At 73.4% G+C, this 12,889-nt stretch carries 12 protein-coding genes; 5 read left to right on the top strand and 7 right to left on the bottom strand.

From position 1 onward, the window contains the following. Positions 1-6 precede the first annotated feature (6 nt). A complete protein-coding gene (locus ACFXKG_RS12430) occupies positions 7-1,044 on the top strand; it encodes an amino acid ABC transporter permease (RefSeq protein WP_384836301.1) in 1,038 nt (345 codons plus the stop codon). Beyond that, complete coding sequence (locus tag ACFXKG_RS12425) at positions 1,041-1,886, top strand: amino acid ABC transporter ATP-binding protein (protein ID WP_384836299.1); 846 nt, start codon at positions 1,041-1,043, stop codon at positions 1,884-1,886. Before ACFXKG_RS12430 ends, ACFXKG_RS12425 begins: the two co-directional genes overlap by 4 nt. A 59-nt stretch (positions 1,887-1,945) precedes the next feature. Here ACFXKG_RS12425 and ACFXKG_RS12420 read toward each other — a convergent pair whose 3' ends face one another. The 5 genes from ACFXKG_RS12420 to ACFXKG_RS12400 form a co-directional block, all read right to left on the bottom strand. Further along, on the bottom strand, positions 1,946-3,004 hold the full coding sequence (locus ACFXKG_RS12420) for an aminotransferase class V-fold PLP-dependent enzyme (RefSeq protein ID WP_384836296.1): 1,059 nt from the start codon (positions 3,002-3,004) through the stop codon (positions 1,946-1,948). Positions 3,005-3,074: 70 nt separating this feature from the next. Continuing rightward, positions 3,075-3,734, bottom strand: a complete 660-nt coding sequence (locus ACFXKG_RS12415) for a DsbA family oxidoreductase (RefSeq protein ID WP_384836293.1) — start codon at positions 3,732-3,734, stop codon at positions 3,075-3,077. A gap of 147 nt (positions 3,735-3,881) precedes the next feature. After that, positions 3,882-4,127, bottom strand: a complete 246-nt coding sequence (locus tag ACFXKG_RS12410; protein WP_382889414.1) for a hypothetical protein — start codon at positions 4,125-4,127, stop codon at positions 3,882-3,884. A 107-nt stretch (positions 4,128-4,234) separates the two neighbouring features. After that, a complete protein-coding gene (locus ACFXKG_RS12405) occupies positions 4,235-4,576 on the bottom strand; it encodes a hypothetical protein (protein ID WP_384836289.1) in 342 nt (113 codons plus the stop codon). Positions 4,577-4,807: 231 nt separating this feature from the next. Beyond that, the gene (locus ACFXKG_RS12400) at positions 4,808-6,340 is read right to left on the bottom strand and encodes an aldehyde dehydrogenase (NADP(+)) (RefSeq protein WP_384836286.1); all 1,533 of its coding nucleotides are present in this window, start codon (positions 6,338-6,340) and stop codon (positions 4,808-4,810) included. 192 nt (positions 6,341-6,532) lie between these two features. On the opposite strand from ACFXKG_RS12400, the gene ACFXKG_RS12395 reads away from it, so the two are divergent. The 3 genes from ACFXKG_RS12395 to ACFXKG_RS12385 all read left to right on the top strand — a co-directional run bounded on the left by ACFXKG_RS12395 (position 6,533) and on the right by ACFXKG_RS12385 (position 10,503). Then, positions 6,533-7,303, top strand: coding sequence for an IclR family transcriptional regulator (locus ACFXKG_RS12395; protein WP_365808702.1), 771 nt, complete (start codon positions 6,533-6,535; stop codon positions 7,301-7,303). 124 nt (positions 7,304-7,427) lie between these two features. After that, entirely contained in the window at positions 7,428-8,876 is a 1,449-nt protein-coding gene (locus ACFXKG_RS12390) for a peptidoglycan D,D-transpeptidase FtsI family protein (protein ID WP_384836283.1), read from the top strand. Between the two features lie 361 nt (positions 8,877-9,237). After that, positions 9,238-10,503, top strand: coding sequence for an MFS transporter (locus ACFXKG_RS12385; RefSeq protein WP_384836280.1), 1,266 nt, complete (start codon positions 9,238-9,240; stop codon positions 10,501-10,503). On the opposite strand, the gene ACFXKG_RS12380 is transcribed toward ACFXKG_RS12385, so the two are convergent. Both ACFXKG_RS12380 and ACFXKG_RS12375 read right to left on the bottom strand, forming a co-directional pair. Beyond that, positions 10,486-11,664, bottom strand: a complete 1,179-nt coding sequence (locus ACFXKG_RS12380) for a hypothetical protein (RefSeq protein ID WP_384836277.1) — start codon at positions 11,662-11,664, stop codon at positions 10,486-10,488. The two genes, ACFXKG_RS12385 and ACFXKG_RS12380, sit on opposite strands and share 18 nt — an antisense overlap. Further along, positions 11,661-12,668, bottom strand: coding sequence for a 5-dehydro-4-deoxyglucarate dehydratase (locus ACFXKG_RS12375; RefSeq protein ID WP_384836274.1), 1,008 nt, complete (start codon positions 12,666-12,668; stop codon positions 11,661-11,663). Before ACFXKG_RS12375 ends, ACFXKG_RS12380 begins: the two co-directional genes overlap by 4 nt. Positions 12,669-12,889 lie beyond the last annotated feature (221 nt).

The raw sequence follows: 12,889 nt of genomic DNA, 5'->3' as shown, positions 1-12,889 counted from the left end.
CCGCCCATGGCCACCACTGACGCTCCCCCGCCCATGACCGGCGAGGACCCGGCGCGGCCCGGCTCCCGTACCGGTACCGGCAGCCCGTCCGGCGCGGTCCCCGCCGTGGACGTCGCCGGGGCCACCCCGGTCCGGCATCCCCTGCGCTGGCTCTCGGTCCTGGCCCTCGCGGTCCTCGCCGCCCAGCTCACGCACTTCCTGGTGACCAACGCCAACTTCGAATGGTCCACGGTCGGCAGCTACTTCGGCGCCCAGGTGATCGGCCAGGGCATCGCCACGACCGTCGAACTGACCGTGGTGGCCATGCTCATCGGCATCGTCGGCGGTGTGCTCGTCGCGGTCGGCCGGATGTCGGAGAACCGCGTGCTGAGCGCGGTCTGCGGCGCGTACGTCTGGTTCTTCCGCGGCATCCCGGTCCTGGTCCAGCTGGTGTTCTGGTACAACCTGTCCGCGCTGCTGCCCAGGATCTCCTTCGGGGTGCCGTTCGGCCCCGAGTTGATCAGCGGGCAGACCAACTCCCTCATCACCCCGCTGCTCGCCGCCATCCTCGGCCTCGGGCTCAACGAGGCCGCCTACATGGCCGAGATCGTGCGCGGCGGGCTGCTCGGCGTCGATCAGGGCCAGTCGGAGGCCGCGGCGGCGCTGGGCATGGGCCGGGCGCGGATCCTGCGGCGGGTGGTGCTGCCGCAGGCGATGCGGTTCATCGTGCCGCCCACCGGCAGCCAGGTCATCAACATGATGAAGGCCACCTCGCTGGTGAGCGTCATCGCGCTGGCCGATCTTCTCTACACCGTGCAGTCGATCTACAACCGCACCTTCGAGACCATCCCGCTGCTGATCGTCGCCTGCCTCTGGTACCTGGTGATGACGTCGGTGCTGTACGTCGGCCAGTCGTTCATCGAGCGGTACTACGCGCGCGGGGCGACCCGTAACGCGCCGCAGGGCTTCTGGGACTTCGCCTTCTTCCGGCGCCGGGCCGCCGCCGGGGCGCCCCTCGCCGAGGAGCGGGACGCACGGCACGAGCAGGAGGAGAGGACCCCATGACGGAGGACAGCCTGACCAAGATCCCGGCGCCCGCTCCCGCTCCCGCGGAGGCGTCCAGGGAGGCAGCCGGGGACGCGGCCGGCCCGCCGCTCGTCGTGGCGCGGAACGTCCACAAGAAGTTCGGCCATCTGGAGGTGCTGCGCGGCATCGACCTCGACGTCCACGCGGGCGAGGTCGTGGTGCTGCTGGGCCCGTCCGGCTCCGGGAAGTCGACGTTCCTGCGGTGCGTCAACCACCTCGAACAGATCGACTCGGGCTCCGTCCACGTCGGCGGCCAGTTGATCGGCTACCGCCGCTCGGGCGACCGGGTCCACCATCTGCGGCCAGGCGAGGTGACCCGTCAGCGCCGCGACATCGGGATGGTCTTCCAGCACTTCAACCTCTTCCCGCACCTGACGATCCTGGGGAACGTCACGGAGGCGCCGGTGGGCGTGCTCCGCGTACCGAAGGCGCAGGCGCGCAGGACCGCGCTGGAACTGCTGGAGCGGGTCGGCCTGTCGGACAAGGCCGACGCCTATCCGCGCCAGCTGTCCGGAGGCCAGCAGCAGCGGGTGGCGATCGCCCGCGCCCTGGCGATGCAGCCGAAGCTGATGCTCTTCGACGAGCCGACCAGCGCCCTGGACCCGGAGCTCGTCGGCGAGGTCCTGGCCACCATGCGGGATCTGGCGCGCGACGGGCTCACCATGCTGGTGGTGACGCACGAGATCGGCTTCGCGCGGGAGGTGGCGGACCGGGTGGTGTTCATGGACGGCGGCCGGGTCCTGGAGAGCGGCACTCCGGAGGAGGTGCTCGACCACCCGTCCAACCCGCGGACCAGGGCGTTCCTGGCCCGCTTCCTCTGACCGCCGCACCCCGCACTCCGCCCCTCCGCCCCTCCGGCGGTCCGGCCGCCTGGGCCCGCCTAGGCGGCCGGACCGAGGGCCTCCAGCGCCCGGTCCACGTCCTCGGTGGTGTTGTAGAGGTGGAAGGCGGTACGCAACGAGCCCGCGCGGACCGCGACCGCCACCCGGGCCTGCCGGAGGCCGGGGTGGCGGTGGGCCAGTCCCGGCAGCGCGACGACGGCGGAGTCCCCGGCGTCCACGGGCACGTGGCCGAGGGCGGCCAGCCCCTTGCGGAAGCGGGCGGCGAGGGCGGTGTCATGGGCGTGGATCCGCTCGACGCCGATCTCCTCCAGGAGGGCGAGGGACCGCTCGGCCCCGCAATAGGCGAGGAGGGCCGGCGACTCGTCGTAACGGCGTGCCGAGCGCGCCAGTTCGCCGACGGGCCCGTAGGTGCTGGCCCAGGGGTCCTCGCCCGCGACCCAGCCCGCGTGGAGCGGCACCAGCGACTCCTGCGCCTCCTCGGTCACGGTGAGGAACGACGTGCCGCGCGGGGAGCACAGGTACTTGTAGCCGGCGGTGACGGTGTAGTCGTACGCGCCCGCCGCCAGCGGAAGCCAGCCGGCCGACTGGCTGGCGTCCAGCAGCGTACGGGCGCCGTGCGCCGCGGCGGCGGCCCGTACCCCCGCCAGGTCGGCGATCCTGCCGTCCGCGGACTGGACGGCGGAGAAGGCGACGAGCGCGGTCTCCGGCCGGACCTCCTCGGCCAGCCGGTCCAGCGGGACATGGCGCGTCCTGAGGTCGCCGCGCATCGCGAACGGGGTCGAGACGGAGCTGAACTCCCCCTCGGGCAGCAGGACTTCGGCGCCGGGCCGGAGCGGGGCCGCGATCACCGCGATGTGCACAGCGACCGAGCCGCCGACGGCGACCCGGTCGGCCGGCACCCCGGCGAGCCGGGCGAAGGAGGCACGGGCGGCGTTCACGATCTCGAAGCCGCCGTCCCCCAGCCCGCCCCGCCCGGTCGCGTTGGCCCCGGCCATCTCCTGAACGGCGGCGACGGCCCGGCGGGGCAGCAGGCCGCAGGTCGAGGTGTTCAGATACGTCATGTCCGGCGCGAACTCGGCGCTCACCAGGGGGTCCATGCGTCCCACCCTGTGGTCCCGCCCCCGCCCGGTCAATCACGCATGTCTGACGGACGGACCGAAGCGTTGCTCATGCATGGGCCCCGGCCTGCGCACGGCTGTCCCACGCCTGCTCCAGCGCCTGGGTGAAAACCTCCGCGGGCTGGCCGCCGGAGACGCCGTACCGCCGGTCGAGCACGAAGAACGGCACCCCGTTCGCGCCCAGTTCGGCGGCTTCGCGCTGGTCGGCCCGTACGTCGGCGGCGTACTCCTCCGGGTCGGCGAGCACCGCGCGCGCCTCGGCCTCCTCGATCCCCGCCTCGACCGCGAGCCCCACCAGCGTGTCCTCGTCGTAGACGGAGCGCTCCTCGGCGAAGTTGGCCCGGTAGACGAGGTCGAGCAGCGCGTCCTGGCGGCCGCGGGCCTTAGCGAGATGGAGCAGGCGGTGGATGTCGAAGGTGCTGCCGTAGTCCCGCCCGTCGAGGACGTAGCCGAGCCCTTCCGAGCGCGCGTTGGAGGCGACGTGCTCCTCCATTTCACGCACCTCCGCCGGGGTGCGCCCCGTCTTGGCCACCAGCATGTCGAGGACCGTCCCGGTGTCCGCCTTGGTCAGCCGGGGGTCCAGCTCGAAGGACCGGTGCACGACCTCCACCTCGTCACGGTGCGCGAATCCGGCCAGCCCCTTCTCGAAGCGGGCCTTGCCGATGTAGCACCAGGGACAGGCGATGTCGCTCCAGATCTCCACACGCATGTGTCTGATTCCTCCAGGTCACGTCCGCCGCGTTCGCGACCCCGTACGGGCACGGCGACGGCGCTCAGCCGGTACGGAGGCACCCTCCGCCCCCAGCGGCAACGCGCCCGGCCGGCGACTCATTCCCAGCGGCTGATTCCCTGCGGCTCATTCCCCGCTCAGGCCGTGGTGGGGAACCTGGTGGATGTAGGAGGCGCCGCAGGCGTGGCAGAGCGGCTGCCCTGCGGGGGTGCCCCACAGGTCGGCCGACTGGGTGACGGCCGCCGGGTCGAGGTCACGTCCGCAGAGGGCGGTCGCCTCGTCGGCCCGTGCCATGTGCCAGACGAAGAACCGGGGCTCCGGGTCGCGGGGCGAGGCGCCCTCCTCGTACTCCGCGCGCATTTCGTAGTCCATGGGATATCTCCTGACCTGCGCCATGTCCGGGGAACCGAGGCGGAGACGGAAATGCCCCGTCCGGCGCAGCGGGCCGGACGGGGCGGGAGTGCCGGTCGGGACGCCGGTCAGGAGAAGACCACGGAGCGCAGCTTGAGCCGCTCGGAGGCGGAACCGCCGGGGCGCAGCGTGTAGTAGTCGCCGTCGCAGTCCGGCTCGGTGAAGACCGTCGCGGTGGACTTGGTGCGGTTGCGCGGCGAGTGGGCGGGCGGTACGTACTCTCCGGCCGCCTCGGGGATCGTGATGCAGGTGCGGCTCTCGGGGTTCACGAGCTCACCGAGGCGGGGCTCGCCCGCGATGTCCGTGTAGACGTAGCTGAAGGTGCCCTCGGCGGCCGAGGCCTGACCCGGGAGGGCGACGAGCAGGGTGAGGGCGCCGACGGCGGCGGCCAGGGTGGTACGGAGGCGCATGCGGGAGAACTCCTTGTGTCGTACTGGCGCCTTGAGGCTCCACGACACCGCCCCCGCACGACGGGCTCGTAGCCGCGGCGTCACCCGAAAGCGGTCGCGGAAACGTTCCTTCCTCACCCGTACGGAGCAGTCGGGGCGCGGGCCCCGGAACGCGGGCCCCGGAACGCGACCGCCCCACCGCACGCGATGTGCGGTGGGGCGGCGGCGGAGCGAGGTGAGTGGGGGCTCAGCTCAGCTCTCGGGGCGGCCGTCGACGCGGCGCGGCAGGTCCAGCGGGTTCTCGTCGCGCAGCTCCGGCGGGAGCAGCGCGGCCGGCGTGGACTGGTACGAGACCGGGCGCAGCCAGCGCTCGATCGCCGTGGCGCCGACCGAGGTGGAGGTGGAGGTCGTCGCCGGGTAGGGGCCGCCGTGCTGCTGGGCGGGGGCGACCGCGACGCCGGTGGGCCAGCCGTTGACGAGGACGCGGCCGGCCAGCGGGGTCAGCTCGGCGAGGAGCTCGGCGGCGCCGGGCTCGGTGCCGTCGGCCTCTTCACCCGCGAGGTGGAGGGTGGCGGTGAGGTTGCCGGGGAGGCGGGAGAGGATCGAGGTGACCTCGTCCGTGGAGGTGTAGCGGGCGACGACCGCGACCGGGCCGAAGCACTCCTCCAGCAGCAGGTCGTGCGGCCCCTCCGCGGTGAGCAGTTCGGCGGGCAGCGTGAGGAAGCCCGCGCTGACGGTGTGCTCGCCGCCCGCGCCGGGGGTGACCGGGGCGTCCACGCCGGGGAGCGCGGCCCGTTCGGCCACGCCCGCGACGAAGGCGTCGCGCATCCGGTGGTCGAGCATCACGCCGGGCTCGGTCTCGCTGACCGCGGCGGTCAGGGACTTGACCAGCCGGTCGCCGGGCTCGCCGGCCGGGGCGAGGACGAAGCCGGGCTTGGTGCAGAACTGGCCGACGCCCAGCGTCATCGAACCGGCGAGGCCGGCGCCGATCTCCTCGGCGCGTCCGGCCGCGGCGGCCTCGGTGATCACGACGGGGTTGAGGGAGCCCAGTTCGCCGTGGAACGGGATGGGCGCGGGCCGGGCCGCGGCCGCGTCGAAGAGGGCACGCCCGCCGCGTACGGAGCCGGTGAAGCCGGCCGCCGACACCAGGGGGTGCTTGACCAGCTCGACACCGGCCTCGAAGCCGTGGACGAGGGAGACGACGTCCTCGGGCAGCCCGACCTCGGCGGCGGCCCTGCGCAGCACGGAGACGCACAGCTCGGAGGTGGCCGGGTGGTCGGGGTGCGCCTTGACGACGACCGGGCAGCCGGCCGCGAGCGCGCTCGCGGTGTCGCCGCCGGGCACGGAGAAGGCGAACGGGAAGTTGCTCGCGGAGTAGACGGCGACGACGCCGAGCGGCACCTTGTAGCGGCGCAGGTCGGGCCAGGGCGGCGTACGGTCGGCGTCGGCGTGGTCGATGCGTACGTCGAGGAAGGCGCCCTCGTCGACGACCTCGGCGAAGGCCCGCAGCTGGGCCGTGGTGCGGGCGAGCTCGCCGGTGAGCCGTACGGGCCCGAGGGCGGTCTCGGCGTCCGCCGCCTCGATGACGTGCTCACCCGCGGCGTCGAGCAGGTCGGCCGCCGTCCGGAGCAGGGCCGCGCGCACCGTACGGTCGGCGAGTGCTCCCCTGACCGCGTGCGCGCCCCGTACCGCGCTGTCCACTTCCCCGGCGGTGGCCTCCCGCGCGACCTGCTCACGCTGCTTCCCCGTTCGGGGGTCGACACTCCAGACTGGTGCTGCTGCCACCACGGCTTCCTTCCCGACTCACGACGTACGGACCACTGGCCATTCACCGTCGGGCTCCCCGCCCCGGAAGTTGTTCGGTATTCTGAACAGGATTCCTGATAGTGAATGTGCAAGGACTCTATTTCCGCACGTTCTGTGTGGTCAAGAGCGGTCAAGTGGGCAAGGCGAGCGGGCCAGAAGAGGCGAGGGACGATGTCGGCTGCGGAAACCGGTGGAGCACAAGTCAAGTCCGCGGTACGGACGGTCGAGTTGCTCGAATACTTCGCCGGACGCCCCGGCATGCACTCCCTCGCCACCGTCCAGGAGGCGGTCGGCTACCCCAAGTCGAGCCTCTACATGCTGCTGCGCACGCTGGTCGAGCTGGGCTGGGTGGAGACGGACGCGACGGGGACGCGGTACGGCATCGGCGTACGGGCGCTGCTCGTCGGCACGTCGTACATCGACGGGGACGAGGTCGTGGCCGCCGCCCGGCCGACGCTGGACCGGCTCTCGGACGACACCAGTGAGACCATCCACCTCGCGCGGCTCGACGGCACCAATGTGGTCTATCTCGCGACCCGCCAGTCCCAGCACTATCTGCGGCCCTTCACCCGCGTCGGCCGCCGGCTGCCCGCCCACTCGACCTCGCTCGGCAAGGCGCTGCTCGCGACGCACAGCGACGAGCAGGTGCGCAAGCTGCTGCCGGAGACGCTGCCCGCGCTGACCGAGCACACCATCACGGACCGCGAGAAGCTCATCGAGGAGCTGCACACGGTGCGCGAGCAGGGGTACGCCGTGGACCGCGAGGAGAACACCCTCGGGCTGCGCTGCTTCGGGATCGCGATCCCGTACCGGACGCCCGCGCGGGACGCGATCAGCTGCTCGGTGCCGGTGGCCCGGCTCACGCCCGCGCACGAGCAGATGATCAAGGACACGCTGTTCGACGCGCGCGACCGGCTCACGCTCGCCACCCGGCGGCTCTGAGCGCCAGGACGAAGAGTTCGCCAGTAGTTCGTCAGGATTCGCCAGGATTCGCCAGGATGAAGAGTTCCTGAGAAGCGCCTTCAGGGGGAACGCGGCGCCCTCCCCCACTCGTCCCTCATACGGGATGAACAAGACGATCAGACACACAGCGGTCATCTGCCTCTCCCTGGTGCTCGCCCTCCTCGTACGGGCGACCTGGCTCCAGGCGTACGAGGCCAAGGCGCTCGCGGACGACACGCACAACCGTCGCGCCGCCATCGCGCAGTACGCGCAGCCCTTGGGCGACATCATCGTGGCCGGTTCGCCGGTCACCGGCTCCAGAAGAACGACCGGCGGCGATCTGGCGTACGAGCGCACCTACCGGGACGGCGCCCTCTACGCGCCCGTCACCGGCTACAGCTCGCAGGTGTACGGCTCCACCCAGCTGGAGGGCATCTACGCGGACGTCCTCGACGGGACCGACAGCCGGCTCCAGAACCCGGTCGACGCGCTCATGGGCAAGCAGGCGAGGCCCGGCGACGTGCTGACGACGATCGACCCCGCCGTGCAGCGCGCCGGATTCGCCGCGCTGGGCTCCACCAAGGGCGCCGCCGTCGCGATCGACCCGAAGACCGGCCGGGTCCTCGCCGTGGTCAGCACGCCCGGGTACGACCCGACGCGGATCAGCGGGACCACGGACGGCCCGGCGTGGTCCCAGCTCACCGGGGACCCGGACAAGCCCATGGTCAACCGCGCCCTGCGGCAGCCGCTGCCGCCGGGTTCGACGTTCAAGCTGGTCGTCGCGGCGGCGGCGCTGGAGAACGGGCTCTACAGCTCGGTGGACGAGGCGACGGACAGCCCCGATCCGTACACGCTGCCCACGACGAGCCAGAAGCTGGGCAACGAGAACACCTCCGCGCCCTGCGAGAACGCGACGATCCGCACCGCGCTGCGGTACTCCTGCAACACCGTCTTCGCGAAGATGGCCGTCGATCTCGGGCAGGACAAGGTGCGCGCCATGGCGGAGAAGTTCGGGTTCAACGACTCCACTCAGGACATGCCGGTGCGTGCCTCGGCGAGCGTCTACCCGTCCGGCATGGACAAGGCGCAGACGGCGCTGACCGGCATCGGCCAGTTCGACGTGACGGCGACGCCGCTCCAGATGGCGATGGTCTCGGCGGCGCTGGCCGACGACGGGCTGATGGCCGCGCCCCACATGGTGTCGAAGGTCGTGAACGCGGACGGGGACACCCTCCAGGAGTACCCGGACGGGGACACGACCCGGATCGTCTCGTCCGCCACGGCGGAACAGCTGCGCAGCGCGATGGTGACGGTCGTCCAGGACGGCACCGGGACCAACGCGCGGATCGACGGCGCGGAGGTGGGCGGCAAGACGGGCACCGCGCAGCACGGCGTGGAGAACAGCCGCACGCCGTACGCCTGGTTCACGTCGTACGCGAAGGACGCGTCCGGCGGCAAGCAGGTGGCGGTCGCGGTGATCGTGGAGGACTCGGGCGCGGCGCGCTCGGAGGTCAGCGGCAACGGGCTGGCCGCGCCGATCGCGCAGAAGATGATGAAGGCGGCGCTGAAGTGACCCGTGCGGCCGCTGCCGCCGATGCGGCCGGTGCCCCCAGTGCCGCCGGTGCCCCCAGTGCCGCCCGTGCGGCCGGTGCCGCCGGTGCCGCCGATGCGGCCGGTGCCGCCGGTGCCGCCGATGCGGCCGGTGCCGCCGGTGCCGCCGATGCGGCCGGTGCCGCCGATGCGGCCGGTGCCGCCGATGCGGCCGGTGCCGCCGGTGCCGCCGATGCGGCCGGTGCCGCCGGATCTGAGGATCCTCAGCTTCCCCAGCTCCCTCGGCTAGGCGGGAAGTAGGTCTTTCTCCCCATGCGGCGGCCCGCTCCTCAGCCGCCACACTGACGCCCGGTGCGCCGCGGCGGAAGGGATGGGTGGAGGCCATGGGGTCGACGCGTGGGGGTGTGGTACGGGACCGGAACGCGGCGCTCTACCTCGCCGGGATCGTGGTCTCCGGGTTCGGCACGTCCGCGATGTGGCTGGTGTCGGGGGTCTGGGTCAAGTCGCTGACGGGGTCGGACAGTCTGGCCGCGCTCACGGTCTTCGCGATGTGGGCGCCGGTCCTGGTGGGCCCGCTGCTGGGGGTGGTGGCCGACCGGGTGCGGCGGCGCCCGCTGCTGATCGGCTGCCAGCTCGCGATGGCGGTGCTGCTCATGGCGCTGCCCGCGGTGGACTCGGCGGACCGGGTCTGGATCCTGTTCTGCGTGCTGTTCGTGTACGGCGCGAGCGGTGTCGTCCAGGACGCGGCGGAAGCGGCCCTGGTCGCCGCCGCCGTCGACCGGCGGCTGCTGGGCGACTTCAACGGGCTGCGGACGACCGCCAACGAGGGCACGAAGCTGCTGGCGCCGCTCGCGGGCGCCGCACTCTACGCGCGGTACGGCGGCGGCCCCGTCGCGCTGCTCGACGCGGCGACGTTCGTCCTGGCCGCGGGCCTCTTCGCGCTGCTGCGGGTACGGGAGGACCGGCCGGACCCGGCGCCGCCGGGCGCCTGGCGGTCCGGGCTCGTGGCGGGCGTCCGGCGGCTGCGGGAATCGCCGGCCGTCCGCCCGCTCGTCCGCGCCGCGTCGGTCACGATGCTGCTCGCGGGGGTCAACGGGGCGGTCGTCCACGCCGTGATCGACCGGGGACTCGGCCACGCCCCGGCGTACGCGGGGGTGCTGTACGCGGCGCAGGGCGCCGGGTCCGTGCTGACCGGGATCCTCGCCGGTCCGCTGCTGCGGCGGCTGCCCGAGCGGAGGTACGCCGCGGCCGGGATCGCGCTGTTCGCGGTGTCGGTCGCGGCGCGGGCGCTGCCGTACGACGCGGTGGTGCTGGCGAGCGCCGTGGGGGTGGGCCTGGGGCTGCCGTGCGTGCTGATCGCCGCGCTCACCGCCGTCCAGCGGGAGACACCGGACGCGGTGCTCGGCCGGACGGCGGCGACCGCCAACACCCTGATATATGTCCCGAACGCGGTGGCGCTGGGGCTCGGCGCGGGGCTGCTGGCCGTCGTCGACCACACCGTGCTGCTGGCGGTGGCCGGTGCGGCCGGGCTACTGACGGCCGGAGGACTCCTGTGGGCGACGGCGCCGGGGGCGGGCGGGAGCGCGGGCCCGGCGGAAGGAAGCGCGGGCCCGGTGGAAGGGGGCGCCGGCTCACCCGCCCAGGTGTGAGAGCGCCGCCCTGACCGCCGCCAGGTCCGCGTCGGAGGCGAGCCCCGCGTGGTAGAGGCGCAGTTCGGTCGCGCCGAGTTCCGCGGCGCGCGCCGCGTCGTCGGCGAGGATGGCCGGGTCCCCGCCCATGCCGCTCACGACGCCGAAGTTGGCGGCCAGCACGGAGGTCCCGGTGCGGTGGTCCGCGAACGGCCCGAGCATCGCCGGTGCCGCGCCGCCGCCGCAGGGCAGGACCACGCCGTCCGCGACGCCGAGGATGTGCGCCGGGTCCACGCCGGTGTTGGCGCCGACCCGGTACGAGGCCGGGTCGGCGTGCAGCAGCACCTGGAAGCCGGGGGGCGCCTCCGCCCGTACGGCCGCGACGGCCGCCTCCTGGAACCCGCGGGCGACGCCGTCGCGCCACGCCGCGACGAGGGCCGCGAGATCCGCGCCGAGCAGCTTCTCGACGGCGGGCCATCCGCTCTCCTGCGAGCCGGTGGCCCACACGGGCTCCAGGGAGCGGCGTACGGCGGCGGCCACTTCGTCCGGGTCGGCCCCGAGGCCCGCGTACCCCTCCCGGCAGACCGTGCAGAAGCAGAGCGACATCAGGTACTGCGCGGCGTCCCCGAGGGCGACACCTGCGGTCTTGTCGTGGGCGTGCAGATGGCCGAATCCGTACCAGCCGCAGGATTCCAGCTCGGTCCCGCCCGTGCCGGGGCGGACGCCGGCCTCGGCGGCCAGCTCCGTCAGGTACGCGGCGACGTCGGGGCGCGCGACGCACGGCGCCCAGGGGTAGCGGTCGCCGTAGGCGTTGACCACGGAGGTGTCGGGGCGCTCCGCGCCGAGGCGGGAGTTGTGCGCGAGGACGACCCAGCTGTGCACGTCGAGCCCCGCGCCGGCGAGCGCCTCGGCGGCCGCCCGGTAGGCGTCGCCGGGGGCCCAGGCGCCCGCGGGGTACGGACGCGGCTCGCGGCCCGCCCAGCGGGCGGGGTCCGGCGGGTAGAGGACGGCGGCGTGCTCGGCGGTGACGATCCGGTGGCGCGGGTGACGGGGGGTGAGGGCGCGGGTGGAGTGGTAGGCCGCGGCGAGGGTGACCTGCCGGACGCCGAGGTCCGCGATCCTGGCGGGGGCGTCGGGGTCGCCCACGATGTCCCAGGGGTAGACGAAGGCTGAAGTCCTCACGCGTCCTCCTCACGGGTGTCGCCGGTGTCGCCGGCCGCGGCGGTCGCGCCGACGCCGCCGGTCGCGTCGTCGGGGAGCAGCGTACGGCCGTGCTCGATGAGTTCGGCGAGGACCTTGAGGTGGTCGGCGCCCGGTTCGCGCAGGGGTGGCCGTACCTCTCCGACGTCCAGACCGCCGAGCCGTACCCCCGCCTTGACGAGCGAGACGGCGTAGCCGCGGCCCAGGTTGCGCAGTTCGACCAGGGGTACGAAGAAGCCGTCGAGCAGCCGGACGGCGGTCGCGTCGTCCCCGGTGATCAGCGCCCGGTGGAAGGCGAGCGCGATGTCGGGCGCGAAGGCGAAGACCGCGGAGGAGTAGAGGGTGACGCCGATGCCCCGGTAGGCGAGCCCGGTGAGTTCGGCGGTGGGCAGCCCGTTGAAGTACAGGAACTCCCGCCCGGGGAGTTCGCGGCGGACGGTGCTGACGATGCGCTGCAGCAGATCGAGGTCGCCGTAGCCGTCCTTCAGCCCGATGATCTTCTCGACCCGCGCCAGGGCGACCACGGTCGCGGGGGTGAAGACCACGTTGTCGCGCTGGTAGACGATGGTCTCCAGGGAGGTGGCGGCGGCCAGCGCGGTGTAGTGGCGGACCAGCCCCTCCTGGTCGGCGACGACCAGATAGGGCGGCAGGGCGAGCAGCCCGTCCGCGCCCGCCGCCTCGGCGATCCGCGCGTACCGGACGGCGAGCGCCGTGCCGTAGCCGGCGCCCGCCACGACGGGGACGCGGCCCGCGGTCTCCTCGACGGCGGCGGCGACGCACTGCCGGAACTCGTCCGGGTCCAGCGCGTGGAACTCGCCCGTACCGCAGCACGCGAAAACGGCGGCGGCGCCCGCGTCGACACCGGCGCGCACATGCGCGCGGTAGGCGTCGAGATCGAGGCCGCCGTCCGGTCCGTACGCGGTGACGGGGAAGAACAACGGCCCGGCCACTTCGGTGAGGCGGGCGGCGAGCGGGGCTGAGGTCACGGGCGCTCCCTGGCCGTGCGGCGAGCGGCCGACCGCTCGTGCACCAATATGATCGACGTCCACGTCTCTGAACGCCGCCACGCTAGGCCAGCCCCGAGGTGCCGGTCAAGACGGTGCGCGGCAACCCGGGGACGGAATGGCCACCTTCGGGCGACACTTGACGGTGCCCGGCCGGACTCCCTATTTTGTCCACGCATGTGAATTCCGTCTACGAATCTGAG

Origin of the sequence: Streptomyces sp. NPDC059255 (assembly GCF_042752355.1) — a bacterium.
Taxonomy (GTDB): domain Bacteria; phylum Actinomycetota; class Actinomycetes; order Streptomycetales; family Streptomycetaceae; genus Streptomyces.
The sequence above is the reverse complement of the archived record's forward strand: the minus strand, read 5'-3'. Positions and strand labels throughout refer to the sequence as shown.

Coding starts and splice junctions, on each gene's coding strand:
- ACFXKG_RS12430 (WP_384836301.1), top strand. CDS start 7: ATGGCCACCACTGACGCTCCCCCGCCCATGACCGGCGAGGACCCGGCG.
- ACFXKG_RS12425 (WP_384836299.1), top strand. CDS start 1,041: ATGACGGAGGACAGCCTGACCAAGATCCCGGCGCCCGCTCCCGCTCCC.
- ACFXKG_RS12420 (WP_384836296.1), bottom strand. CDS start 3,004: ATGGACCCCCTGGTGAGCGCCGAGTTCGCGCCGGACATGACGTATCTG.
- ACFXKG_RS12415 (WP_384836293.1), bottom strand. CDS start 3,734: ATGCGTGTGGAGATCTGGAGCGACATCGCCTGTCCCTGGTGCTACATC.
- ACFXKG_RS12410 (WP_382889414.1), bottom strand. CDS start 4,127: ATGGACTACGAAATGCGCGCGGAGTACGAGGAGGGCGCCTCGCCCCGC.
- ACFXKG_RS12405 (WP_384836289.1), bottom strand. CDS start 4,576: ATGCGCCTCCGTACCACCCTGGCCGCCGCCGTCGGCGCCCTCACCCTG.
- ACFXKG_RS12395 (WP_365808702.1), top strand. CDS start 6,533: ATGTCGGCTGCGGAAACCGGTGGAGCACAAGTCAAGTCCGCGGTACGG.
- ACFXKG_RS12390 (WP_384836283.1), top strand. CDS start 7,428: ATGAACAAGACGATCAGACACACAGCGGTCATCTGCCTCTCCCTGGTG.
- ACFXKG_RS12385 (WP_384836280.1), top strand. CDS start 9,238: ATGGGGTCGACGCGTGGGGGTGTGGTACGGGACCGGAACGCGGCGCTC.